Source organism: Sphingobium sp. HWE2-09, from assembly GCF_035989265.1.
In the GTDB taxonomy this organism is placed as follows: Bacteria; Pseudomonadota; Alphaproteobacteria; order Sphingomonadales; family Sphingomonadaceae; genus Sphingobium.
The window spans coordinates 526,807-551,709 of sequence record NZ_JAYKZX010000001.1; the positions used below are offsets into that span (position 1 = coordinate 526,807).

25 protein-coding genes are annotated in these 24,903 nt (G+C 61.9%); 16 read left to right on the top strand and 9 right to left on the bottom strand.

All coding sequences use genetic code 11. From position 1 onward, the window contains the following. Positions 1–87: 87 nt before the first annotated feature. From U5A89_RS02445 to U5A89_RS21285, 9 genes are all read right to left on the bottom strand, one after another. Positions 88–996 (bottom strand): alpha/beta fold hydrolase, encoded by a 909-nt coding sequence (locus U5A89_RS02445; RefSeq protein ID WP_338159605.1) that lies wholly within the window; start codon positions 994–996, stop codon positions 88–90. A gap of 205 nt (positions 997–1,201) precedes the next feature. Then, positions 1,202–2,944 (bottom strand): CocE/NonD family hydrolase, encoded by a 1,743-nt coding sequence (locus U5A89_RS02450; protein ID WP_338159606.1) that lies wholly within the window; start codon positions 2,942–2,944, stop codon positions 1,202–1,204. A 350-nt stretch (positions 2,945–3,294) separates the two neighbouring features. Next, on the bottom strand, positions 3,295–4,233 hold the full coding sequence (locus tag U5A89_RS02455) for an NAD(P)-dependent oxidoreductase (RefSeq protein WP_338159607.1): 939 nt from the start codon (positions 4,231–4,233) through the stop codon (positions 3,295–3,297). Positions 4,234–4,261: 28 nt separating this feature from the next. After that, positions 4,262–5,518, bottom strand: coding sequence for an MFS transporter (locus U5A89_RS02460; protein WP_338159608.1), 1,257 nt, complete (start codon positions 5,516–5,518; stop codon positions 4,262–4,264). A 349-nt stretch (positions 5,519–5,867) separates the two neighbouring features. Next, positions 5,868–6,977 carry an IS630 family transposase gene (locus tag U5A89_RS02465; protein ID WP_338159360.1) on the bottom strand — a complete coding sequence of 370 codons (1,110 nt, stop codon included), beginning with the start codon at positions 6,975–6,977 and terminating at the stop codon, positions 5,868–5,870. 72 nt (positions 6,978–7,049) lie between these two features. Beyond that, the gene (locus U5A89_RS02470; protein WP_338159360.1) at positions 7,050–8,159 is read right to left on the bottom strand and encodes an IS630 family transposase; all 1,110 of its coding nucleotides are present in this window, start codon (positions 8,157–8,159) and stop codon (positions 7,050–7,052) included. A gap of 146 nt (positions 8,160–8,305) precedes the next feature. Beyond that, positions 8,306–9,304: an aldo/keto reductase gene (locus U5A89_RS02475; RefSeq protein WP_445190605.1), complete on the bottom strand. Its 999-nt coding sequence runs from the start codon at positions 9,302–9,304 to the stop codon at positions 8,306–8,308. 162 nt (positions 9,305–9,466) lie between these two features. Beyond that, positions 9,467–9,928, bottom strand: coding sequence for an NAD(P)-dependent oxidoreductase (locus tag U5A89_RS02480; protein ID WP_338159609.1), 462 nt, complete (start codon positions 9,926–9,928; stop codon positions 9,467–9,469). A gap of 256 nt (positions 9,929–10,184) precedes the next feature. Then, a complete protein-coding gene (locus U5A89_RS21285; RefSeq protein ID WP_445190606.1) occupies positions 10,185–10,472 on the bottom strand; it encodes a hypothetical protein in 288 nt (95 codons plus the stop codon). A 592-nt stretch (positions 10,473–11,064) separates the two neighbouring features. Between U5A89_RS21285 and U5A89_RS02485 the strand changes: the two genes are divergently transcribed. The 16 genes from U5A89_RS02485 to U5A89_RS02560 all read left to right on the top strand — a co-directional run bounded on the left by U5A89_RS02485 (position 11,065) and on the right by U5A89_RS02560 (position 24,877). After that, positions 11,065–11,727 carry an SOS response-associated peptidase gene (locus U5A89_RS02485; RefSeq protein ID WP_338159610.1) on the top strand — a complete coding sequence of 221 codons (663 nt, stop codon included), beginning with the start codon at positions 11,065–11,067 and terminating at the stop codon, positions 11,725–11,727. Continuing rightward, a complete protein-coding gene (locus tag U5A89_RS02490; protein WP_338159611.1) occupies positions 11,724–11,918 on the top strand; it encodes a DUF6961 family protein in 195 nt (64 codons plus the stop codon). The genes U5A89_RS02485 and U5A89_RS02490 overlap by 4 nt, the downstream gene beginning before the upstream one ends. A gap of 530 nt (positions 11,919–12,448) precedes the next feature. Next, entirely contained in the window at positions 12,449–12,721 is a 273-nt protein-coding gene (locus U5A89_RS02495) for a hypothetical protein (RefSeq protein WP_338159612.1), read from the top strand. Then, positions 12,718–13,500, top strand: a complete 783-nt coding sequence (locus tag U5A89_RS02500) for a DsbC family protein (protein WP_445190607.1) — start codon at positions 12,718–12,720, stop codon at positions 13,498–13,500. Before U5A89_RS02495 ends, U5A89_RS02500 begins: the two co-directional genes overlap by 4 nt. Before the next feature lie 186 nt (positions 13,501–13,686). Next, positions 13,687–14,031 (top strand): hypothetical protein, encoded by a 345-nt coding sequence (locus U5A89_RS02505; RefSeq protein ID WP_338159613.1) that lies wholly within the window; start codon positions 13,687–13,689, stop codon positions 14,029–14,031. A gap of 126 nt (positions 14,032–14,157) precedes the next feature. Further along, positions 14,158–14,424, top strand: a complete 267-nt coding sequence (locus tag U5A89_RS02510) for a type IV conjugative transfer system protein TraL (RefSeq protein WP_338159614.1) — start codon at positions 14,158–14,160, stop codon at positions 14,422–14,424. 8 nt (positions 14,425–14,432) lie between these two features. Next, the gene (locus tag U5A89_RS02515; RefSeq protein ID WP_338159615.1) at positions 14,433–15,068 is read left to right on the top strand and encodes a TraE/TraK family type IV conjugative transfer system protein; all 636 of its coding nucleotides are present in this window, start codon (positions 14,433–14,435) and stop codon (positions 15,066–15,068) included. After that, positions 15,052–15,819, top strand: a complete 768-nt coding sequence (locus tag U5A89_RS02520) for a type-F conjugative transfer system secretin TraK (RefSeq protein ID WP_338159616.1) — start codon at positions 15,052–15,054, stop codon at positions 15,817–15,819. The genes U5A89_RS02515 and U5A89_RS02520 overlap by 17 nt, the downstream gene beginning before the upstream one ends. Further along, complete coding sequence (locus U5A89_RS02525; protein WP_338159617.1) at positions 15,816–17,207, top strand: TraB/VirB10 family protein; 1,392 nt, start codon at positions 15,816–15,818, stop codon at positions 17,205–17,207. The genes U5A89_RS02520 and U5A89_RS02525 overlap by 4 nt, the downstream gene beginning before the upstream one ends. A 32-nt stretch (positions 17,208–17,239) precedes the next feature. Next, the gene (locus U5A89_RS02530; RefSeq protein ID WP_338159618.1) at positions 17,240–17,872 is read left to right on the top strand and encodes a TraV family lipoprotein; all 633 of its coding nucleotides are present in this window, start codon (positions 17,240–17,242) and stop codon (positions 17,870–17,872) included. After that, a complete protein-coding gene (locus U5A89_RS02535) occupies positions 17,869–20,388 on the top strand; it encodes a TraC family protein (protein WP_338159619.1) in 2,520 nt (839 codons plus the stop codon). The genes U5A89_RS02530 and U5A89_RS02535 overlap by 4 nt, the downstream gene beginning before the upstream one ends. Then, positions 20,388–20,714, top strand: coding sequence for a hypothetical protein (locus U5A89_RS02540; RefSeq protein ID WP_338159620.1), 327 nt, complete (start codon positions 20,388–20,390; stop codon positions 20,712–20,714). The genes U5A89_RS02535 and U5A89_RS02540 overlap by 1 nt, the downstream gene beginning before the upstream one ends. Next, positions 20,711–20,947 carry a hypothetical protein gene (locus U5A89_RS02545; RefSeq protein WP_338159621.1) on the top strand — a complete coding sequence of 79 codons (237 nt, stop codon included), beginning with the start codon at positions 20,711–20,713 and terminating at the stop codon, positions 20,945–20,947. Before U5A89_RS02540 ends, U5A89_RS02545 begins: the two co-directional genes overlap by 4 nt. Continuing rightward, on the top strand, positions 20,937–21,569 hold the full coding sequence (locus tag U5A89_RS02550) for a conjugal transfer protein TraW (RefSeq protein ID WP_445190608.1): 633 nt from the start codon (positions 20,937–20,939) through the stop codon (positions 21,567–21,569). The genes U5A89_RS02545 and U5A89_RS02550 overlap by 11 nt, the downstream gene beginning before the upstream one ends. After that, positions 21,566–22,579 (top strand): TraU family protein, encoded by a 1,014-nt coding sequence (locus tag U5A89_RS02555; protein WP_445190609.1) that lies wholly within the window; start codon positions 21,566–21,568, stop codon positions 22,577–22,579. Before U5A89_RS02550 ends, U5A89_RS02555 begins: the two co-directional genes overlap by 4 nt. A 366-nt stretch (positions 22,580–22,945) precedes the next feature. Beyond that, positions 22,946–24,877, top strand: a complete 1,932-nt coding sequence (locus U5A89_RS02560; RefSeq protein ID WP_338159622.1) for a hypothetical protein — start codon at positions 22,946–22,948, stop codon at positions 24,875–24,877. Positions 24,878–24,903 lie beyond the last annotated feature (26 nt).

The following is a 24,903-nucleotide window of genomic DNA, read 5'->3' on the forward strand; positions in this document are numbered from 1 at the left end:
AAAGCGACACCCGGCATACACGCTGAGCAAAAGATGGAGCCCCATAGGTATTGGGCCGTTCGCAAAATCGCGACCGACCCCATGCGGTCAGACGGTAGGCGCCGTGCGGTTTGCGTCAACCTCTTCGAAGAAGTCGCGGATCGCGATAGCCACTTCATTCGGAGCCTCCATCGCGGCATAGTGACCAATGCCATCGATTTGCACCGACCGGATATTGGCCCCGGGGGCAGCTTGCCGCATCGTGTATTCGGTAAAGGCCCCGCCACTAGAACCGATTGCGAGCACTGGGGCGCGGATCGCCCCGGCCTGCGCCAGCGCGGCGATCTCCTCGCCATCTTTGAGAACGGAACCGTAGAGACCGGTCGCGCCGTTCCACCCGCCGGGCCGCGCATATGTCCGCGCGAACTCGGCGACATCCTCTTGACTGATCGCGTCCGGCGCGCCGCACATGGTGGGGAACATGTAATCTCCAATGAAACTGCTCTCACGACCGGCCAGCAGCATGTCGGGTATGCCCGGCGTAGCCATCACGCCGAAATACCAGGCGCCTCCTTTGGTCACATCGGCGAAGGCCTCCATGCCGAAGCCAGGCAGAGCCATCTCTATCGCCGTAAAACTCGCGATCGCGTCGGGATAGGTGGCGGCGAGACGGAAAGCGGGAGTCCCGCTGACGTCCTGCGCAACAAGGTGTACCGGCCCCTCGCCGATCGCTGTGATTAGTTGGTGCAAGTCTTCGGCGGCGACGGAACTACTAAATTCGTCCTCGACAACATCAGAATCACCGAACCCACGCAGATCGACGGCGTGGACGCGATGGCGCTCAGCCAGCAGCGGCATGATCATGTGGAATGCCCACCAGCTTTCGGGAAAGCCGTGGACAAGCAGAATCGGCGACCCGCTTGTGCCCATCGATACATGGTGCAGGATCGTGCCGTTGACCGCGATACGGTCGTGGACGGCGCCCGGGATGGTCGGGCCAGGGGCTGTGATCGGCATGTTGGATTCCTCTAAAATTAAATCCTTGAACGAGAAAGGCCGCGCAAGGGGCACTCTTCCATGATCAGGCTCGGACACTCAACAACGTCGGCAATCGTGAACCGCAAAAGGAGTTTCTGATCGCTCAAAGCCGCGCAGCGGGTCGCCGATATGTGCATGCAATCTGCCGCTGCTTAAGGCCTCTGTTTATCGGCCTGCCTGGGCTTTATTGCTTCCGCGCCGGGACAAATGGCAGCAGGATCGATGACGGTGAACTGGCTCCGGTGAAGATCGTTGTGTCGCCTCCGAATATATCGGCGGGCCGGTCCAATGGATCGTCATGCAGGATGACCGAGGTGCCCCGCAGCTTCTCTCCATATACCTCAGGCAATGGTTCGGGCAGATCGTGCTGATAGTCGGCGCCAGAAATGGTCAGCGCCATCTGATAACCTGCCGGTATCACGACACAGGACGGCCATATCTCAATATCAAGCTCGTACTCTGCACCGGGCTGCAGCGGTTCTGCGCGGTCATGTGGATGGTAAGGCCGGTAGGGAAGCGTCTTGTGCGGATCGAGCGCTCGGTGTGACGCACGCAACCATCCCAGCGAAACAGGGCAGTTTGGATCCGTCGCGCCGTTGAAGAGAACTTCGTTGCCGGCGGGATCATACAGCCTGATCGCGAGGAAAAGATCGGCGTCGGTTGTCGACGATGACGCTACCAGCTTGGCGGCCATGGGTCCCGTCAACTCCGTTTCCGTCTCGAACGGCTTGGACCAGAAAGTCACCGTGTCGGTCAAGGCCGCAAACTGAACTTTGCCCTTGTTTGCGGGCGCTTCCGGGGAGAGAGAGCCGGTCTCGGCGTCGAGATACCATCTCGTCCACTGCGTTCGCGCGATGGGCCATTCGTTTTCCTCGCGCTCGACAAATTTGTCGATATGGCGAACCTGGAGCAGAACTGGCGGCCGTTTGTTCCAGCCATTGTCCTCACCTTTGAGATAGTGATCGAAGAACTGGCGCTGGAGCCCTACTCCATAGTCGGTGAAGAATTCCGTCCAATGCTCAAGTCCGTGCAGTTCCAGCCACTTTTCCTTGGAAGAAACCCCCAGAAATCCTTCGACATTCCCGCGTAGGTGCATCCCCTGCCCGCCCCAGTTGCCACAGGACAGAAGGGGGATATCGATATCTGAAAGAACCGCCGACCGGGCATTCGCGTAGCCCTCGTCAAACTTCGCAGCCAGGACGTTCGCATGGATGTCCACGCGCCGCTGCGCCAGTTCTTCCTTGGTAAGGTCGATGTCGCCAGCGATCCCCTCCCCCGTCATCCGGCTTATTCTTGCTCGCGAGCCCAAGCCGTTCTGAACGTTGGTAACCTGGATCGGATACCAGCGCCGCAGAAAGGTCGAAAGTATGCCCCCGTGACGAATGAGGTCGCGGTAGAAGTCCGCCGCTCCCTCGAAAGGACAGATAGCCTTAAGATGCGGCGGTTTACGGGCTGCTACCGTCCATTGGGTCGATGCATAATAGGATACGCCGGCCAGACCGACATTGCCGTTGCTCCAAGGCTGTTCCGCTGCCCATTCGATGGAATCATACAGGTCATTGACCTCATCTTCCGACCAGGGATCTACGGTGCCGGGAGACTGACCTGCCCCCCTGGAATCGACGCGCAGAACGACATATCCATAGGGCACCCATTTCTCTGGATCGGCGGTTTCCCAATTTGCGAAATCCGTGGTCGTTCCTTCGGCGATCTCCGGATGGTCGCGAAGAAGACCTTGCCATTGGTTGGGGAAGCCATCGGCGAAGTGCAGATTTTTCCCATAAGGGCCATAGCTGGCAATCGTCGGGTATAGCCCCTCCCCGATCGGGCGGAAAACATCTCCGCGCAACACCGTTCCGTCGCGCGCGACGATGGGCACGTTCCAGTCGATATGCAGTCCGTTGCGAACCTCGCTACGCTCTTTCATTCAATCTCTCCAAATATGCCGGTCGGTTGAATCCGGTGGAATGACGCAACGAATTTTTTCTTCGCGCCGCGCTCCAAATCCACTTCCCTTCGCGCTTACCTCGACTACGATCATGCTAAAGCCCACCAACATTAATGTCAATAATGACATATGTAATGTTTGACTTTCGCTGTGTCGTAGGTGTATCGATGAAGGCGATCGAAAAAGGGACGATGGCGGGAGCCGCGGTGGGCTCTGGCTCGCGCGATGTCACGATCCAAAGAGAGCTGGTGGCAACCCGGCGCACATCCGGCATGGAACAAGTTATACGCGGCTCGTCGGCCCGAAGACGACAGGTGGGTACGCGCTTTCTAGGCGATACGATTGGACAGCGCCCCGTCACGCCGCCACGCGTTCATACCGTCCGCCAGTACGCGACCCATGCCCAGTCGCGCCTCGATCGTGGAGCTGCCGATATGGGGCAGCATGAACACATTCGGCAAAGCCAAGTAGCGCTGGTCGAAATTCGGCTCCTGGTCGAAGACATCAAGGCCAGCGGCGGTAATGCGGCGGGAGGCAAGCGCTGCGATCAGCGCTTCGTCATCGACAAGGTCGCCGCGACCCACATTGACAAGGATGAGGTTGCGCGGCGCTTGCGACAAGAGAGCGCGATCTACAAAGCGACGCGTCTCGTCTGTCGACGGGCAGGCGAGCAAAAATACATCGCTTTGCGCAAACAACTCTCGCGGGTCGGCAACAAAGCGCGCGCCTGCTTCTTCAGCCGCGCGATGACGATTGGAGTAAGCGAGCTCCATTCCAAAGGCGGCAGCGCGTGCCGCGATCCGGCGCCCGACCCTGCCCATCCCCATGATGCCGAGCCGCTTGCCAGCGAGCTCGGTGCCGACCAGTTGCGTCGGCGTCCAGCCGCTCCAGCCTCCGCTGCGGATCAGCTCGATCGCCTCGGTCGCGCGCCGGGCCGCGCCAAGGATCAGCAGTAACGCCGCGTCGGCCACCGAAGCGGTTAGCACCTCCGGCGTATTGAACACCGCCAGCCCACGCGCCCGGCAGGCGGCCAGATCGATATGATCGTAACCGACTGAATAAGTGGCGATCGCGCGCAGCCCTCCAGGCAGCCGGTCGAGCAACGCGCCGTCGATTTTGGGTCCGCCGGGCGCGCACAACAGCGCCTCCGGCAGGGCGGTATGCAGACGTTCCAGCGGATCGCCCGGTGTGAAAGGAACGAAATCGAACGCCTCGGCGAACAACTCGACAACCGGACCGGGCAAGGGGATCAACGACAGCAGGCGCATTGGCGCTTCGTCGGGCCTGCGCCTGTCTTCAGCTGACATGATCGTCACCCACCCCCGCTATGCGCGATGAGGAAACCGGAAAGGCGGGAAGAATGAGAAACAGCAATGCAGCCGCGAATAACAGGATTGACGCGCAAATCAAAGCCGGCCCGTAGCTTCCGGCACGATCCACGATCATTCCGTAGGCACTGGGAGAGAGGGCCATGCCGCCCAAGAAAATTGCGTAGAAGATACCGTAAACACGGCCAAAATGATGGGGAGGGTAGTATCGCCCGGCCAGATATCCCAGCAAATCTGCCTCCGCGCCGAAGGCGAAACCGACGGCGATCGCGCCGATCACTATCGAACCGTCGCCACCCCATGCCAGGATCAGGATGCCGATCGCCGACGCGACCATGATGCTGGCCGCGACCCTGGGGGCGAACAACCGGTCGACGATGATCCCGATCGCGACGCGCGTGATGATCTGGGTTCCGCCGATTAGGCTGACTATCCAGGCTGCCTGTTGCGCGCTCATGCCGGAACGCATCGCCATGGGAACGAAATGGATGAGAAGCCCGGGGACGCCGATCGAGATCAACGTGATCGCCAGCATTAGTGGTGCGAAGGCGCGCGATCTGAAAAGCCCGCCATAGCGGAAATCGTCAGGCCCCTCGCGGACCGGCTCGACCAATGGCATTGATGCCGCGCGCTCGCCGCCGAGCAGCAGCATGATGGCGGGGGCAGCGATGAGGACTAAAATCGAAAGCGCCACATAGCCGCCGCGCCACCCGTGGGCGGCGATGATCCCCTGAAGGATCGGCGGCAGGACAGCGCTGAATACGGCCGACCCGGAAATGGTGAGCGCAAGAGCGGCGCCCTTGCTGGCCTGGAAGCGGCGGTTGACGACCCGGAGATATGCGGGCGACGAGCACCCCGCTCCCAACAGCGCTGTCCCTCCCATCAAGACGCAATAGCCGACTAGGCCGTTCATCCTGCTGAGCAGGAGAAAACCTAGGGCTTGTGCGAGCAGCCCGGGTAGGATGAAGCGCCGCTCCCCATACCGATCGAAAATGTGTCCTACTAACGGCGCCGACAGCGCCATCGAGGCAATTAGCACGGTCGGCCCCAGCGAAAGGCTGGTCAGGCTCCATCCAAGGTCGGCATGAAGCGCGGCGATGAAAAGGCCGGATGTGTAGAAGGGAAGCGAACTCACGCCCGACGCGACACCGAGGATCGACGCCACTAGCGTGCGCGATCCAGCGACCAGCTCCGCTCGGCCACTAGGTTGGAAGCTGGATGTCATTGCACATTTCCTTCCGCAGCGGCAGCATGACCCGGGTCGCTGGCGATCTCCGGCTTTGTAATCACGGCTCCCGTCGCTTGTCAGTCCTCGGATAATAGGACAAATCCAAGTGACTTCCGCTCGCAGGGCATTCATAAGTCTTTGGAGGGCCGAGCCACTGGCAGGCCCGTGAGTGTTCGAGGCGCAGGGCCGTTTTAGCATCGCCGATCATATAGGCACGTTCTATCAGGCGGACGCTGATTTATGCTTTAATCGCCTAGCCAGCGTGGCCTCCAGAATTGGCAGCAAATCACGACGGTTGAGGAAATGGTTTCTGGCTCATTCCTTCACTACAGCTAGTCATGTGAATCTAAAGTTCGCGGCATAAGGTTTGCTCGGTTTTCTGGCAGAAACGCTTGACCGAGGCGAGGATTTCGTCGGCCGACTTGGTCCATTTATATGGCTTTGGGTTCTCGTTATGGCGATCGATGAAGGTCAAGATATCGGCTTCGAGCTGGCCGGTTGAGCGGTGGACGCCGCGCTGGAGCTGCTTTCTGGTCAACTCCGCGAACCAACGCTCGACCTGATTGATCCAGGACGCCGATGTCGGCGTGAAATGCACATGATAGTGCGGACGGCGGGCAAGCCAGGCCCTAACCTTGGCCGTTTTATGAGTAGCGTAATTGTCCATGACGATGTGAACATCGAGCCCGTCGGGGGTCGACTGGTCGATCTGCTTGAGGAAGTCGAGAAACTCGGTCGCGCGGTGCCTTTTGTAGCACTTGCCGATGACGAAGCCCGAGGCGATGTCGAGCGCTGCGAACAATGATGTCGTTCCGTGCCGTACATAGCTGTGGGTGCGACGCTCGGCGATGCCCGGCATCATGGGTAGCACCGGCTGCTCGCGGTCGAGCGCCTGGATCTGGCTCTTCTCATCGACGCTGAGCACGATCGCGCGGGTCGGCGGCGATAGGTAAAGCCCGACGATATCGCGCACCTTGTCGACGAATAGCGGGTCGCTCGACAGCTTGAAGGTCTGGCTACGATGTGGCTGCAACCCGAAGGCGTTCCACATTCGGCGGATCGTCGTATGCGAAAATCCTGTCTCTGCTGCCATCGACCGGATCGACCAGTGCGTGGCGTCGGCAGGCGTCGAACGCAGCGTCCGCTCGATGACCGCCGCGACCTGATCGTCATCGATCGTGCGCGGCCTGCCGGGGCGTGCTTCATCAAGCAGCCCATCGATACGATCGGCCAAAAAGCGCCGACGCCACTTACCCACCGTATGCTCGTGAACGCCCAGTTCGGCCGCTACGACCTTGCTCTGCAAACCGTCGGCGCAGCGCAGAATAATCCGGCATCGTTCCGAGAGCGAGCGTGACACCCGGTGCCGCCGCACCTGTCGTTCAAGATATGCGCGCTCTTCCGCCGTCACCAACAACGGCTCAATCGGCCGACCCTTCGAAAATGCGTTCGCCATTAACGCCTCCCTTTCGGAAAACGCCTTATACAATGTTACTTACTTCAGTTCCAGATGACTAGTCATGTGAATCTAAAGTTCGCGGCATAAGGTTTGCTCGGTTTTCTGGCAGAAACGCTTGACCGAGGCGAGGATTTCGTCGGCCGACTTGGTCCATTTATATGGCTTTGGGTTCTCGTTATGGCGATCGATGAAGGTCAAGATATCGGCTTCGAGCTGGCCGGTTGAGCGGTGGACGCCGCGCTGGAGCTGCTTTCTGGTCAACTCCGCGAACCAACGCTCGACCTGATTGATCCAGGACGCCGATGTCGGCGTGAAATGCACATGATAGTGCGGACGGCGGGCAAGCCAGGCCCTAACCTTGGCCGTTTTATGAGTAGCGTAATTGTCCATGACGATGTGAACATCGAGCCCGTCGGGGGTCGACTGGTCGATCTGCTTGAGGAAGTCGAGAAACTCGGTCGCGCGGTGCCTTTTGTAGCACTTGCCGATGACGAAGCCCGAGGCGATGTCGAGCGCTGCGAACAATGATGTCGTTCCGTGCCGTACATAGCTGTGGGTGCGACGCTCGGCGATGCCCGGCATCATGGGTAGCACCGGCTGCTCGCGGTCGAGCGCCTGGATCTGGCTCTTCTCATCGACGCTGAGCACGATCGCGCGGGTCGGCGGCGATAGGTAAAGCCCGACGATATCGCGCACCTTGTCGACGAATAGCGGGTCGCTCGACAGCTTGAAGGTCTGGCTACGATGTGGCTGCAACCCGAAGGCGTTCCACATTCGGCGGATCGTCGTATGCGAAAATCCTGTCTCTGCTGCCATCGACCGGATCGACCAGTGCGTGGCGTCGGCAGGCGTCGAACGCAGCGTCCGCTCGATGACCGCCGCGACCTGATCGTCATCGATCGTGCGCGGCCTGCCGGGGCGTGCTTCATCAAGCAGCCCATCGATACGATCGGCCAAAAAGCGCCGACGCCACTTACCCACCGTATGCTCGTGAACGCCCAGTTCGGCCGCTACGACCTTGCTCTGCAAACCGTCGGCGCAGCGCAGAATAATCCGGCATCGTTCCGAGAGCGAGCGTGACACCCGGTGCCGCCGCACCTGTCGTTCAAGATATGCGCGCTCTTCCGCCGTCACCAACAACGGCTCAATCGGCCGACCCTTCGAAAATGCGTTCGCCATTAACGCCTCCCTTTCGGAAAACGCCTTATACAATGTTACTTACTTCAGTTCCAGATGACTAGCGCCAAAAGGCATTATGATCTGGCTGCATCCGGAGCCGTCCCCATTATAATCCTTGCCTATGGGTTTGGGGAGCACCACGAAAGTTACAGGCCAGTCATTGCCAGCAAACTTTCCGGGTAACGCGCACCGGTGATCGCTACCCGGGCGACAGCATCCTCAAAAGAAGCGAGGTCGGATGCGGTGAAGCGAATTTGGGCAGCGCGCATATTCTCTGTGATCCGTGCCACTTGCGATGTCGCGGGAATGGGGATCAACCAAGGCTTTCGGACCAGTACCCAGGCAATCACGATCTGAGCTGGCGTCGCACCCATCACTGCGCCTTGGCGATGGATGATGTCAACCAGCGCCGCGTTGCTGACCAGTGCTTCGTGCTGGAACCGGGGAAGCGCTGATCGCGGGTCATTGGCCGCGAGAGTAGTGGACGCATCGACTGCACCCGACAAAAAGCCCCGTCCCAATGGACTGAAAGCGATGAAGGCCGCGCCGATTGCTTCACAAGCCTCGAACACGCCATTATATTCGGGATCGCGTGTCCATAGCGAATATTCGCTTTGCACAGCACTGACTGGATGCACTGCATGCGCGCGGCGGATCGTATCCGCGCCGGCCTCCGACAAGCCGAAGGCGCGGACTTTGCCTGCCGTGACAAGGTCAGCGACCGCACCGGCGACATCCTCGATCGGCACGGCAGGATCGACCCTGTGCTGCATGTACAGATCAATCCTGTCCGTCCTCAGACGCAGCAGGGAGGAATCCGCAGACGCCCGGATTTTCTCCGGTCGGCTGTCGAAACCTGCAGGCTTACCATCGACTATCTTTGCGCCGAACTTGGTGATGATGGCGACCTCGTTCCGTACCGGTGCCAATGCTTCGCCAACCAGTTCCTCGTTAACATAAGGCCCGTAAAGCTCGGCGGTATCAAGGAGCGTTACGCCGCTATCGACCGCATGACGGATCAGCGCGATCGAATTGGCCCGTCCTTCGGCAGCGTTCAAGCCCATGCAGCCCAACCCGATCGCCGACACGTGCAGCCCGCTTGCTCCGAGCGCGCGAGCTGGCACTTCAGGCTGCAAGGTCAGCACCGATGATACAGCGCATCCTGGTAAGCGCCGCCGCGCGCGGCAGGGTTATCGAGCGCCGCAGTCGTCGGCGGACGATCCACGGTCCGCCGACGGCGCCAGATCGACATTCCGTTTGCGACGCTAGGATGTGTCGGGTCATGACAGGCTCCGATCTCTTTGCCGTCAAGTGAAGAAGGCAAGAATGTTGGCGACAAAGGCATCCACGACCGACCGCGCGCCGTCCGCAGTGTGGCCGATCTGATGTGGGGTCAGGATAAGGTTCGGCGCGGTGTGCAACGGGCTGTCGCACGGAAGGGGCTCGACCGTGAAACAGTCGAGCGCCCCACCCCGGATCGCGCCAGTCGTCAGCGCCTTCGCCAGCGCGGCCTCATCAATCAGTCCGCCGCGTGCGGTGTTCACAATGCGCGCATGCGCCTTCATCAGCGCGATCCGCCGCGCGTCTATAATATTGTCATCAGCCTTGCGTTCTTTTGGCTGGTGTTCGGAAGGACCTACCCGCTCCCCGGCCGGGGGCGTCGGCAACTTCGTCTTCGACTTGATTCCGCAAGCCTTCATGATCACGTTGATGTCAGCGCTCGTGCTTGGACTGATCGCCCGCAAGCTGCGCGCGAGAAACTGTTTCACACAAGGTGGTTTGATTGCCAGTTTTGACGATCGTTAGTGTCAGTTGCTGACAATGATCAGCGCCCCCAATTATGAAGGAAGTAACCCCGTAGCCCGGTAGCTGCTACTCAGCTTATCGCACAATGTGATATCTGCCCGGCTCCTCACCATGAGCTGAGTGCCAGAGACAGCCGCAAAAATGGCGCGCGCCCAATCCTCACTATCGACGGCGCAAACAAATCGGGCTTCAACGAGACGCTTGCTAAGCCAGGCGACATTAACATCTCATATTCAGCTGACGTGAAGCTGCCCAGACAAAGGCGATTATCGGGTTCCGGGGACCGGCGGAAGCTATCTGGATACCTATGCAGTACCGCCTTCGGATCAGAGGCTTCTGCCAGCATCGTATCCAAATCCGAAGCGGAGTCCTCCCAGTAACGCTTTGCCACAGCTGCGGCAAAGTCGGCCTTGCTGGGAAATTATAGTAGATGCTTGCCGCTTTGATTCCGACATCGGCAGCGAGATCGCGAAAATTCAAGTCGCCATATCCATGGGCCTGCGCCATGTTCCTTGCCAGCCAGTATAGCTTCGTTCGTGCTCATCATGGCCTTCTCGTGGTCTTGTCTTACGACATTTCTGTCTGCTGGGGCATCATGGGATGCCCGCTCCGGGGTGGCCACCGCGGAGCGGGCGGAAGGGGATGGATCGAAGTTGTCTCGGTCGTGAAGGACCATCGATGAGTGTGATCACCTTCGCTCCTGTTACGTTTCACCTTTGATCAACGTCCAACGGGGGGCGCCTTGCTTCGTTCCGAGGAGGCAAGCCGCCTGCCTGATAAGGTCGGCTTCTTAGCTCTGCGACGACGTGGCTATTCTCCCAGCTAATCCCGCGCGGCGCTTTATTCGACCTCGGCCGCAACGAGGCGCGCCTTTGCTTTCGCGTTCAAGAGGAGATAATCGATGGGAAGGGCACGAGAAACAATGGTCGTGCCATTATTGCCCCCCCGCCCCGCGGAAGCGCTGGTCGTTCATTATCGGAGACCTGGAATTGGCAAGAGAATGGGGGCCGCTGGCGACCGCTATCGATGGAACAGAAGCTGGATTACCGCCGACTTTACTGCCTGACCGCCTATGATACTCCGGCGATCGACAAAACATATGGAGGGCCACCCCATCTGTAATCTCTTCACCGTGCGCAAGAGTGCCGCCGAGGTTGCCGCGCATTTCGGTGTCACTCTTCCCGCCGCGCAGTTCAGTACTCCGGAGGAAGTTTATCACGGCTATCCTGGGATGGTGGTTCGCGAGCAGGACGGCGAGCGCGTGCTGCAAAGCATGACATGGGGCTGGCCAGTGCGGCTCAAAACGATGAAGCAGGAATCCAAACCCAAGCCGGTCAACAATATTGCCGATCTGAAGAAGCCCTTCTGGATCGGAGCCGCCCGTAAGCCTGAGTTTCGATGCCTGATCCCTGTCACGCATTTTGCTGAGGCCGAGGGGCCAAAAGGCGCAAAAACCAGAACCTGGTTCTCCCTTCGCGATCGCTCTGTTTTTGCCTGGGCCGGCCTTTGGCGCGACAGTGCTGAGTGGGGACCGGTGTTCTCCGGGGCGATGACCGACTGCAACGAGGCAATCCGTCCGGTCCATGACCGGATGCCTGTGCTGCTGCATGAGGATGAATATGAAAAATGGCTGCGCGGCAGCTTCGAGGACATAATCGGCTTTCAGGACCGGTACTTTCCTGACGATCTTATCGTGATGGAACGCACAATCGAGCCTTGGTACAAATCAAAATCAGCCCCGGTCTCTCCGACCTTGTTATGACGGAAGATCAGGAAAGATGGGCAGAGGCACTGGCCATCGAACGACGATTTGGCAGGAATGCGCTGGCACATATTGCCACGATGGTCTCCGAACTTGCACTCGCTGGCGATGAGGCAGGCGTGCAGCGGTGGATAGCCATTGCTGAGCGGTTCGACCAGCTTCAGCCCGAGCAGGTGGGTTCGAGGCAGTAGCATCTGAAGAACGCGGTAAGCCAACATAGCCGACAAAATTCAATAGCGCGTCGCGAGGGTGCAAGATGGTGTTGCTTCGTCACGCCTGCCCTATGAGGCGGCGGCTCCGCTGTGCCAGCGCCCCCTCGCCCTCAAATCCGGTCATGAATGTCCTGGTATTGGCACGATTAACCTGCGGTGCGTCTGCACCCAATGCCGCTGCTCTGACCTCTCCCTTGAAGTTGGATCTGATTGATTCGCGATGAGCGCCTCGTTGCTCGCGATCCGCTGCGTTCACCGCCTAGATAGTAGTTCCACGGGCGCCTTATTGCGAAAAGCGGCACTGAGATGCCGCTTTGGGCACTTCAGTGCCGCTTTCGGCAACGCAGTGCCCTCCCTATTGCGGCGAACCGCACTGTCAGCACTACTCCGGTTCATCCCGAACGGGGGCGCTGATGTGAACGCTCTGGATGAGCAAATTTGAAGACACGCGGCTCAGCCCCCGTCCGGTCCGACAAGGCATTGAGCCTTGAAGAAAAGGAGACCATCCGATGTCGGCATTTCGCCCGGCCATTCTGGCTGGATTGTTGCCTGCCGCCTTGCTGACCGCGCCCGCGGGAGCGGCCGGCCACAAGGCAGAAAATCAGGAGCCGTCCAGGCCGCAGCCCTTGCAGATCTCCCAAACGAACGGGGAGTTTTTCGTACATGCCGTTAGCGTTGCAGGCGCCGTCGCTGCGCCGCCGATTTCGCTCGGTCAGGGCATTCGATTTGACGCAGCCCTGTTCGAACCACGCTTTGAGTTGGACAAGGATCTGGGCCAATGACCCCTCGCTTAGCCCGCTATCGGTACATGGCTGCCGCTCTCGCCACTTTGGCTGCCCATTCGGCGTCCGCGGCGCAAGACATGCCGTCCCAAACCGATCTTTCGGTCGATGCACGCGCCGCAGAAGCGCAACTCCATCAGAGTTTTGCAAACCTCCAGTTTGATGAGTTTGGCCCAGCGCCCGTCACTGGCCCGCTGTTCCAGGCGAGCGCCGGCGGCCGCATCCTCTATTACGCGCCGGAAAGCGATCATCTCCTGTTCGCGACCGTCTACGACAAAAATGGCGTCAACCTGACCGCCCTCGCCCAGGACGCCAGCGCGCGAAAGAAACTTGGGGCACTCGATCCCACCCAGGCGCTGACCATCGGACCGCCGGATGCGCCGACATTGATCGAGTTCACCGATCCCGACTGCCCCTATTGCCGTGCCCTTGACCGCTTCTGGGCAGCCAAGGCAGCGGAAGGCAAGCCGGTGCAGCGGCAGATCTATTTTGTGAGCGGTATCCATGCCGACGCCGCGTCCAAGGCCGAGCATATCCTCTGCTCGAAGGACCAGGCTGGCGCCTTCCGCGCCACCTATGCCGGAGAAGCGCCAAAGCTGCTTGCGACCTGCAAGGAGGGCGCCGCGCTTGTTGCCAGGAATGCCGAGGCCGTCAAAGCCATGGGCATATCGGGCACGCCGACCCTCATTCTGGATGGCCGCGTCATTTCCGGTTTCCAGCAGGCCGAGATCGAGGCCTGGCTCGATGAAAAGCAGGCGCCCAAAAAGCCGCCCAGCTGATTTCCTCCAAATTTGGCGGGCTCATGGCGGCGGACAAACAAGCGCCGACGCCTTGAGCAACAGATGCCGGCGACAGGGGCCCGTTTCCAAGGAGCCACCCATCCCTCCGCTGGCCGTCAACGAACACCCGCGTCGGTGCCGGCAGGCATTTTCATGGGGAGGCTCCTTATCGCCTGGAGAAAAGCCATGCTCAAACTTGCCTCACTGCCTGCCCACTCCCGGAACCGGATGCGCCGCCTCTCTTTTGCGTCGGCCGATGCCCTGGGAACCCTGCTCATCGCGATGACCCTGGCATCGGCCGCCCACGCCTTCCAGGCGCCGGCTGCCGGCGACCTTGGCTACGATATCTACGACATCGTGGTGAACCAGGGGGTGAAGGGTCCGCTCGGCTTCGTGGGCGGCGTTGCCGCCTTCCTGTTCGGGGTCAGCCGCCTCTTTTCCAACATCATGATCGGCATCCCGACGATCGTCGCTGCTGTCTGCCTCATCCGGGCGGATTCGATCCTCCAGACCTTCGGCATGATGGTCTGAAACCCGGCTGAAACAAGGACTGGCTCGGGCTTCTTCATCGGTGCCCGCGCCGGAGACGGGGAGCGAATGGTCGCTCTTCGTAACAATCACGCTTGGTCCAAGCGTGATGAAGCAAGGGAGAAGGACGTGGACGAGAGACTTCCCCAATTTCTGCACAAGCCGGTCCAGATCCTCTGGTTCGACGCGCAGGAGTTCATCGTCGTGGTGTCCTCCATCTTCGTCGCCGTGATCGTCGGCGGATATGTGGGCTGGTCGCTCCTCGGCGTCCTTCTCCTCTTCATTCCCTGGAAGCGGACCAAGCCGCGCGGCTTCATGCCGCATCTCGCCTGGCGCTGGGGGCTGCTCAAGCTCCCCCGCTACCCCGGTCCGACCCAGACCCGTTTTTGCGAGTAAGGTATATCATGTTCGGCAGATCATCCGCCCGAGAGCGCAGCGACCCCTTGCTGGACAAGCCGGCGAGCTTCGGCATCCATCGTTATCTTCAGGGTTCCTCGAATCTTTTCGAAGAGAACCGCCTCCTCAAATTCTCGATTGCAGGCCTGTTCGGCATCACCGCGGTCTTGGGGATCGCCCTCTACACGACGAGCCAGAACCAGCGGACGATCGTCGTGCCGTTCGGTGCTGGCGGCGATCTTTATGTAACGGGCGGCAAGCCCTCGCCCGCCTATCTGCGCACCATGACGCGCAATATCGTAGCGCTCTCGGGCACCTATTCCGCGCTCTCGGCCGACCGGCAGTTCCAGGAGCTGCTCAGCATCGTCCATCCGACCGCCTATAACGGCATCCGCGATAGCCTGAACGCAATTCTCGACGAGCTCGCCAACAATCCGACGCTCTCGATTGCGACCTATATCCGGCCCGACCAGCCCGTCACCTGGACCGATCGTCAAATTCAGGTGCCGGTCGAGAAGGTCCGCGTCATCGGCGGCGTCATCCGCAAGTTCCGCGGCAATCTGCGCATCCGATACACGATCGATGCCGGACGCTTCTGGCTCCTGTCTCTAGCCGAGGAAAATTTCGATGCCGAACTTCGGTAAACGCCTTTGCGCGCCCGCGGCGCTCATTGCCGCCTGTCTTCCGGTTCCGACATTCGCGCAGGCCATCATGGCCCTGCCCGACCAAACGAGTAGCATCCGTCTCTCCAACCGGGACATCAACCATCTCGTCTGCCAGGGCGGCGAGATCGAGGACGTCAAATTCTCGGCCGAGAAGGCGATTGCGGTCGAGAAGGCTGGCGCAGACGCCTGGGTCAAGTTCCTTGTCAGGGAAAGCGACGACGCGGGCCAGATGACCCGCAGCTTCGTTACCACGCCTTCGGAATTTTTCGTGACCTGCAACGGCGCGATCTATCCGCTCTATGCCGAGCCCTCCGACATTCCTGCCCAAACCGTGACGCTTTCGCCGGGTGCCCGCCAGCAGGCCCGCGCCAATGGCGAATTGCTGGGGCCGCTGGTCGAGGAAGAGCGCGCAGTGTCCATAACCCTCTCGATGCTGCAGGATCGGGTGCCGGCGAGCTTTACCGAGATGGCTGTCTCGCCACGGCCCATCGTTTTCATCGCCGCGCCCGCGCTGCGCGTTGTTGAGCGCCGACGCATTGCGATCGAGGGCACGGGGCTTTCGGCTTCCGAATATTGGATCGAGGCAAGCGCCGACACCGAGATCGACGAGCGGCTGTTCCTCGACACCGCCATGGGCGCGCGAATCTTCAGCGTTACTCTTGATCGCCTGTCGCTGCGCGCTGGCGAGAGCGCCCGCCTTATCCTACTGCGCCGGGGAGACGCGCTATGAGCGGCGGCGACAATCAAGGCTCCGGTGACGAGGGCGCGAATAACAGGGGAACCAGCGGCGGCAATCCTGCCCAGCGCCCCGACGCACCGCGCAAACATGCCGGGATGCAGGGCTATTCCCGCCCGCCCAAGAAAGGCGACGCCGCAGAGAATGACGACGCGCAAAGCGTGCCACTGCGCGGCCCCGCACTCCTTGACCTGAAAACCCGGTGGGCGGCCCTTAGCGCCCGCCAGCAGCTGCGCGCCCGCCAGGCCGGCGTCGGGGTCGTCATCGCGATGTTTGGCTACGGCCTTTATACCGCCTCGAGCGGGTCAAAGGATGAGGCGCCGGCGGCACCGGCGGCATCGCGCCTCGACATGGGTGCCGGCCTGCGCGGCGACAGCCTCGAGACCAAGGTGCGCGGAGATCTGAAGAAGATTCTCGACGGCCAGGCGCTGCTGGGCGACCGGGTGACCGCGATCGAGGAAGGCAAGATCGCTCCAGGTGCGCGATCCTCGACGGACGCCGCAGACGGCGACCTCCCCAGCGCCATGCCCGGCGACATCCCGGCCTTCCCACCTAGCCCCAGCGCGCATGAACTCAACAGCGCTGACGGCAGCCTGCCACCGCCGCCCGTGCCGTCTGCCCTTCCCGCGCCGCCCGCTCCGCCGGTGGAACGCCAGGTCGGCTCGATCGGGACCGCCACCGCCGCGCTCACCGCCGACGCGGGCGACAAAGGAGCGAATGGCGTTAAAAAAAAGACCCGGACGATCTATTTGCCGCCTGGTTTCATGAAGGCCCGGCTGCTGACCGGGATCGACGCGCTGGCGAGCCGGGACGCGACCTCGAACCCGGAACCGCTGATCGCCCGCGTCCAGGCGCCCGCCGTGCTGCCCAATGACGTCAAGGCGAACCTTTCGGGCTGCTTCGTCATCGGCAACGCGACCGGCAGCCTTGCCAAGGAACGGGTCGAGGTACAGCTCGTCTCCCTCTCCTGCGTCGACTTCGACGAACGCTCGGTCGTCGACCAGCCGATCAAGGGCTTCTTCGTCGATACCGACGGGAAGAAGGGGCTGTCGGGCCGCGTCGTCACCCGCGCCGGCGCCGCGCTCGCCCGCAGCTTCATTGCCGGCACGATCTCAGGCATGAGCCAGAGCGTCGAGAACACCTTTGGCGACACTTCGGTCTCCGCGCTCGGCACCGTCCGGTCGCTCGATGCGGGCGACGCGGCCAAATCCGGCATCGCCGGCGGCCTTTCCAAATCCTCCGATAAGCTCACCGACTTCTATCTCGATCTCGCCCGCCAGGCCGGTCCCATCGTCGAGGTGGGCGCGGCCAAGGATGTGGTGGTGGTGATCCAGGAGGGCGTTGCCCTCGAAATCAAGCCGACAGCGGGAAGCAAATTCTGATGCGCCCCCGCCTAACCCAAGGAGACACGCCCATGCCGCTCCTCTCGTTCACGACAGCTTCGTATGTGCGCCGCGCAGGCGCCCCGCTGCTGATGCTCGCCTCCCTGCCAGCCTGCACCGCGGTCGGGTCGGTGATGTCGCCCTATCCTGAAAAGTTCAGCTGCAAGAATAGCAACCATGGCCAGTGCATCCACCCCGAGCGCGCCTATGAGGATGCAGTCGCCAGCGCCGTCTCGCGCTCTGATCCCAGGGTCACGAACGACAGCAAGATGCTGAAGGGCAGCGCCGCCGCAGCGCCCGCAACGGCGGGACGCGCCAGGAGCAAGGCTGCCACGCCTTATCTGGGCTATCGCGACAGCGTCTATCGCGAGCTTCAGGGGCTGGTCGAAGCGCCGGTGACACCGATGCTGCGGCCCGGCCGCACGATCCGCACGCTCATCCTTCCCTATGCCGACCGGGAACGGCCCGACCGGCTCTACATGCCGCGCTATGTCTATTCGATCCTCGACAAACCCCAATGGGCGGTCGGCGATTATCTGGTGAGCCCCGTCAATCCAGCGGCCCGCGTGCCGGTTCTGGAACAGGTAAAGGCCAAGCCCGCGTCGACGGAGACGAGCGAACTTCCCGCGCCGCCTCAGGAACAGCCGCGGGAGGAGGGCCAATGAGGGCGCCCGGCACCCGCCATGGTGGCGGCATGACCTTCGAGCGGCTGCGCCAGAGCGTCTCGCGCGATGCCTATTCGGATTTTCTGCCGATGGTCGCCTGGGTCGAGGGGGAGGACGCCTTCCTCTGCATCGACGATGGCTGGGGCCAGGCTTGGGAACTCATCCCCTCGGCCTATCTTTTCGCCCATGTCCATCAGGCGTTGCTGGGCCTCCTCAATATCCACTTCGCACCGGGCACCGTCGTCCAGCTCCACTGCTTTGCCGACCCGCTGATCGACGACGCGCTCGACGCTTTCCTCGATTTGAAATCCCGGCCCGATCCGCTGATCCAGGCTTCGGCGCGCCGGACCCGCGACTATCTGCGCGAAGGAACGCAGGGTCTCGATGCACTACACGGCATTCCGCTGCGCAATTTCCGGCTGCTGCTTTCGATCAAGACGCGCAAACCGCTTGGGGCGGACCTGCGGCGTCAGATCGAAGAGCAACTATCTAAGCTCGGTATCACCCGCCTCGCGCCCGAGGCGCTGGTCACCTTCTATCGCCGCATCTTCAACGGCGTGTTCTCGGCGGCTCCGGGGGTTTTCGCCCGAGGCAGCGACGACATGCCCGCGCGCCCGGTGCGCAAGCAGTTGATCGATGCCGGCCCGGATCTCGTCTTCGATGGACCCGAACTCTTCCTCGGCGATCAGGTTGCGCGATGCCTGACCCCCAAGTCCCCAGCCCGGCGCGTCACCGCCGAGCGCTGCAATCGGCTGCTGGGCGGCATGCGCGGCGCATCCGAGGATAGCGACCAGATTGGCGGCCCCTTCCTCTATACCCTCAACATCCTCTTCGATCATTCGAGCTTCGAGATCCACAAGCGCGCGCAGATCCTCTCCGCGCAAAAGGCAGCCGGCAGCTTTGCCGTCGAGGTAGGCAAGCAGATCGAGGAGATAGGCTGGGTCCTCGATGAGGCGGGCAACAGCCGCTTCGTCTCGGTGATCCCGGTCATCTGGGTCTTTGGCCACGACAGCGCGCAGGCCCGCGAGATGGCGGCGCGCGCCAAGCGCCTCTGGGAAAGCGAGCCTCTGCCCTGGATGATGCAGGAGGAGAGCTATCTCAATCCCGTCCTGCTGCCGATGGCGCTCCCCTTCGGCTTCTATCCCGATCGCCGCACGGTGCGGATGCTGGAGCGTGACCTCCCCATGCCCGCCAAGGCGGCGGCGCTGCTCGCGCCCGTGCAAACCGACTTTCGCGGCGGCGGCCGTCCGGCCCTCCTCTATGCCGGGCGCAAGGGCCAACTCATCACGCTCGATCTGTTCGATCCGCGCATCAACAATTATAATTTCATCGTCTCGGCTGAGAGCGGCGCGGGCAAGAGCTTCCTCCTCAACAACCTCTGCCAGCAATATTACGCCCAAGGCGCGCTCATCCGCATCATCGATATAGGCGGGAGCTACGCCAAGCTCTGCACGCTTTGCTCAGGCCGATACATCGATATCGGCGAGGAGCATCTCGTCCTCAACCCTTTCGACATGGGTTTCGCGCTCGACGGTGACGATCGCCAGTCGGCCATCTCCATGGCGGTCGCGATCGTCGCGGAAATGGCCAATGCCGCGACCCGCAAGGGCGTCAGCACCTCGGAATGGAATCTGCTCAAATCCGCGGTGCAATGGACGATCGACAGCGGACGGGCCGAGGCCGGGATTGATGCGGTCCGGGACTGGCTCGGCGCCTATCCCACTTATGCCACAAGCGACCTCGACAAAGTCGACCATCTCATCCCCGCCGCCCGCGAACTCGCCTTCAACCTCCGCGATTTCGCCAGTTCGGGCGCCTATGGCCATTATTTCAACGGTCCCTCGACCTTTGACATTTCCGCCGATGAATTTGTCGTGCTCGAACTTGAGCGCCTCAAAGCCATGCCCGATCTCTTCAATGTGATCGTGATGGTGGTGGTGAACGCGGTCACGCAGGAACTCTATCTGTCCGCACGCGATCGGCCCCGCTTTGTCCTGTGCGATGAGGCCGCCCAGTTCATGACCCGGACCGACGGGCAGGATCTTTCCCGCCTCGCCGAGGTGTTCGGCCAGGGCTACCGGCGTGCGCGCAAATATCAGGGGAGCTTCGGCGTCGTCCTCCAATCGATGAACGATCTGCTGCTGTTCGGCGGGACCGGACAGGTGATCCTCGAAAATGCCGCCACCCGTTTCCTGCTTCAAGGGTCAACCTATGACCGGGCGGTCGAGAACAAGATCCTCGACTATTCGGGCTTCGTTCTCGATCTGTTGAAGTCGGTCCGCAACAATAAGCCCAACTATTCGGAAGTCTTCATCGACTCGCCGCTGGGTCTGGGCATCGCCCGGCTCGTCGTCGATCCCTTCTCCTACTGGATCAACACCAGCGCGCCGCAGGAGGTCGCCGCCTTCGAGGCGCGGCTGCGCAGGGGTATGTCGCCCCTCGAAGCGGTCTGCGATCTGGCCGGCGTCGATCCGACCGAAATCCTGGGGCCCAGCTCTAGCGGGGAGCAGCTCTGATGCGCACGCCTCCCGATAAGAACCAGCCCCGCTTCGAGTTCGAGCCTGACCCGAAACTGGAAGCCCTCATCGAAGCGCGGGCTGCAGCCAAAGCCGAGGCACAGGCGTTCCAATGGCGCTTCCGGCTTGTGACGATTGAGACGATGATGCTTGGCTTCCTCGTCGGAGCCGCCGGCATCGCGCTTCAGAAGCCCCCGTTCCTGATCCTGCGCGCAGCGGTGATGGTGGCCGCAGGCTGCTTTGCGAGCGGCATATTGCTCATTGGCATGACCGGCGCCGCGGACAGGTCGGCCAAATGGCTGCGCGGTTGGTGGAACCGGCAATGAAGGGCATCCTCAGCGACGCCCCGGCAGTCGGGCCGATCCGCCTTTTGGTGGGCACGCAGCTGATGCTGCTCGTCCTCACCATATTGGTGCTCGAAACACCCGGCGCCCTGCCGCTGCGCCTGCAGGGCCTGCTGCTTGCTGGCTGGGTGCTCGGCGCCTCAGCGCTCATCTGCTCGGTTCGCGGCGAAAGTCCTGAGGACAGGCCATGGTGGAGACGGCGTCATGACCGCTGAGCCATGCTTCCCTGACCGCTCGCGTCACGTCCTCATCGGCGCGCTGATGCTCGCCCTTGCCTGCGCGGAGACGGCAACGGCTGCAACCTCGACCATCGGTCGGACCTGGCCGATTGCCGAGCCCGACGCCATGGCTGAGATCGAGGCCCGCGCCGCCAAAGCACCCAGCTTCGCCTCACAGCTCGGTCCGCGGTCGACCTGGTCGGCGCTCCGCGCTGCAAATCTTGGGCAGGCCAAGGTAGACCGGGTCCGCAGTCTAGTACCCTTTTACACGATAGAGGACGAAATCCGCCTGCCCGATGGTCGGCTGCTCTATCCCAAGGGCTTTACCTTCAACCCGCTCGACTATGTGTCGCTGCCCCAGCGCCTCGTCATCGTCCATCCCCGCGATCTTGGCTGGGCATTGAAGCAGGCGCGGTTCACCGATTTCATCCTGCTGACAGCGGGCGATGCGCTGGACCTTTCCGAGCGCAGCGGACGGCCGCTCTTCATTCTGGAGGAACGGGTCAAGGAACGGCTCGGTCTCACGGTCGCGCCGGTGATCGTCGCCCAGCAGGGCAAGAAGCTCGTCCTCACCGAATATGCGCCGATCCGCGCCGCGGGCGGGAGCGCGCGGCCATGAAGCTGAGGCTCCTCGCTCGCATGGCGCCGCTCACACTGGCTCTCGCCGCCGGCGGCGCCTCTGCGCCAGTCCACGCCTCCAAATGCGAGGCCGGCACCATCTTTAATCCCATCACCAAGGTGCGCTGGAACTGCATCTTGCCGATCACCATTGGCGGCGTGCGGGTCGGCAGTTTCGACAAGCTCGATAAGGAACTGGATGCCCAGTCGGCCTCCAAGCCGCTGTGCGCCTGCCGCAAGGGCGCAACCTTCTGGTTCGGGGTGAAGGTGAGCTTCTGGTCGCCCAACCGGATGATCGACGTGGTCACCGAGCCGGGTTGCATGATGGCGCTCGGGGCCGATCTCCTCCCCACCGGCGGCAGGCTTCAGGGCAGCCAGTCCTCCATGGCCGACGGCACCAACAGCCAGAAGCTGTTCGCGCAGATGCATTATTACATCTCGCCGGTCTGGAAGATGCTCGACATGTTCACCGACCTCCCTTGCATCGAGGATGACGGGTTCGACGTCGCCATGATCACCGAAGTACTGCCGACCTGGCAGTCCGGGACATTGGGCGCGATCATTCAGCCCGAGGGCATTCTGTTTGGCAATCCCGCGGCCGGCCTCGCCTGCATGGCCGACAGCGCTGCGGCGGCGGCAGGAAAGGTCATCGACCCGCTCTTCTGGTGCATGGGAAGTTGGGGCGCCACTTATCCGGTCGCGGGCGACATCCATTTTGGCGACAGCGTCGAAGCTTGGGCAGGCCTTGCTGCCAGAGGCACGTTCATGATGGGGCGCCTGGGTGCGCTCACCATCAGTTCTGCCGATGGCTGCTCCTTCAAGGCCCAGCCGATCTGGACCAAGAGCCGCTACAAGCTCCAGATCATGGAGCCGGTCAAGGGCGGCAAATGCGTCAATATCGGTCGACCGGGCGCGCTCTGGTCCTCGGCCAAACATGCGCCGGGCAAGGATAATGCCCAGTTCATGTCGTTTGAAAAGGTGATCTGTTGCGCCGGGGTATCCACCCCATGAGCCGATCCCTTCCCCCATCCCCCACAACGATCGCCTGCTTTCGATGGTCTGCCCGCCAAGGCCAGAACCGGCCGCTCGATCGCTGTGTGGGCGGAGCGGCGCTGGCGCCATCCGGCGCCGCTCCAACACCCCATTCTCCCCGTGCGGCTTTAGAAACGTATGGGGAGAAGGTCAGCACGGCCGGATGTACCCCCGGCGGGCAGGGATCCCCCCTCTGCCTGAATCCCTGCCCGCTTTGGCCGTGCTGACCATCATTGACGGCAAGGCTGCCTTTCAATGTCTCTCCGCGCCACCCGGCGTGGCCGGGCTTTGGCGCTTGTTCCGGCTTCGCGCTGCTGGCCGCCTGCGGACCTCGGAGGAAGAGGCATGAAGTGGAGCCTCATCTCTTCGCTCGCGATGCTGGCGATGCTGGAGCCGCAATCGGCCTTTGCGCAGGACATGGACGCGAGGGCCCGGGCGGCAGCGGCCGCTTCGCGCGCCAAATCCGGCGACAGCGATGCGATCAGCAATAATTATCTGACGCCAGGTCTCGCCAACCAGCCGGTCAGCACGGTCGACAATAGCCGCAGTTTCACACCCAATCTCGCCTGTCAGCAGAGCGCCACCATGCTCGAAATGCTGGTTCAGCCTAGCACGACCGGCGACATCACTCTTCTATCCATTTCCCGCGACAAGGATCTGGACGGCGCATTTGACAGCACGCTGACCCTCCCGGTCCCGGTGTCGGGAATCTGCGCCAATGGCGTCATCTCCTGCTCGCCCGGAAGCTGGACCCAGTGCCAGAATTTCAAATGGGATGTCGGCGGCACGGGTGATCTGAAGCTCACGCAGGTCGACCTACCCGAACTCTCCGGTTGCTATTGCATCAATGCAAGCTGCGGCGCCAACCTTGTCTCTGGCAATCTACCCTCGGTGCTGAAAGATCTGGGCGGCGGCGTGATCGGTGCGCTGACAACCGCAGATCCCCGGATCGCAGTGGCGCAGGCCAGTGTCGACGGCCCGGTTATCCGCTATGTTGGCGCGCAGACGACCGCCTGCACCACTTCATCAGCGGTGTCCGCGACCAGCTATCGCGCCAACCCGGCTGCAATCAACGGAGACGCCTATGCGGCCTCTCAGGCGAGTTCAGTCTTCACCGCGCTGGCGGCGTCTCCCGCCAGCAATGGCAAGGCGGAGGAAACGCGGTCCTGCTCAATCGAGCGCGAGATAAACGTCAAGGCCTGGGACTTTACAGATATCGTCGCCGCCAGTGGCTCGATCACTTCGACCAGCAGCTGCGGCACGGGATGCCTCCGCTTCCAGGTCCGGGGAGCGGGGAGCTGCGGCAGCAATCCGCCCGTCTATACGGTGACGTTCAATCCATTGCTGCCCAGCCGGATCGTCTCGGCGCGGATCATCGAGATGGGCGCGGACGACTGGGTTCAGGGCCGGATCAATGGCCAGGTCGTGGGCTCGGCGGGCAAGCGCCTCTGGACGGGCGATGGCCTGCCCTCTGGCGACTGCCGGATCAGCGACGATCCCTGGTATAATCGCACGCCCATCGATTTTACCGACAGGCTCAAGTCCGGCGCGACGTCGGTCAGCGCGCGGGTGCGCGGCGGAGGCGGCGGCAATTGGGGCTATGTCACAGTAGAGATCCAGGTCGACACCAGCTGCGAGGTCAGCGAGCGACTGGTTGACCTCTGTGCTGGCTACGCGAGTGACCCTGCCTGCCGCCTGAATCAAGAAGACGTCGACGGGGTCGAGACGGTCCGCAACGGCGTCGTCACAGGTCTCAAGCCGCTGCCCCTCACCCGCCTGTTCGGCACGGGGGCCTGCACCTTCCAATATAGCCGTGACTTCTTCCTCCGGACACGCCGCTACGCCTGCATCGTCGAACCATCGGTTACGGCGCAGCCCGATCTCAGCCGCGCGACCTATATCATAGACCATTCGACCGAGACGATGCTCGCCGACCAAACCCGGAGCAGCGATGGCTCCCTCGTCCAGTCGACCCGCGCCTTCGCGCTCCCCGAGCGTCCAGCGGTCGCGGCCTGCGAGTTCATCTGCAAGACCCGCGCGCCCAGCGCCAATAGTGGCGTTGCGCCCGCTGGCGCTGTGGCGGAAAAGCAGAATATGCCCGTCGGCTGGGACAGCTTCTATCATATCTGTTCGGCCGACAATGTCTGCCCGCTGGGCGATGGCGAAGAGATCGTCTCACCCTGCGGCTGCCTCGATGATTTTCCCGAGGCGGTGGTCATGATGCAGACCGTCCGGCTCGCAGGCTCGGACCTGGCCTGCACGGCGGTGGCGCGATGATCCGCCGGCTTGCCCCCGCACTCGCG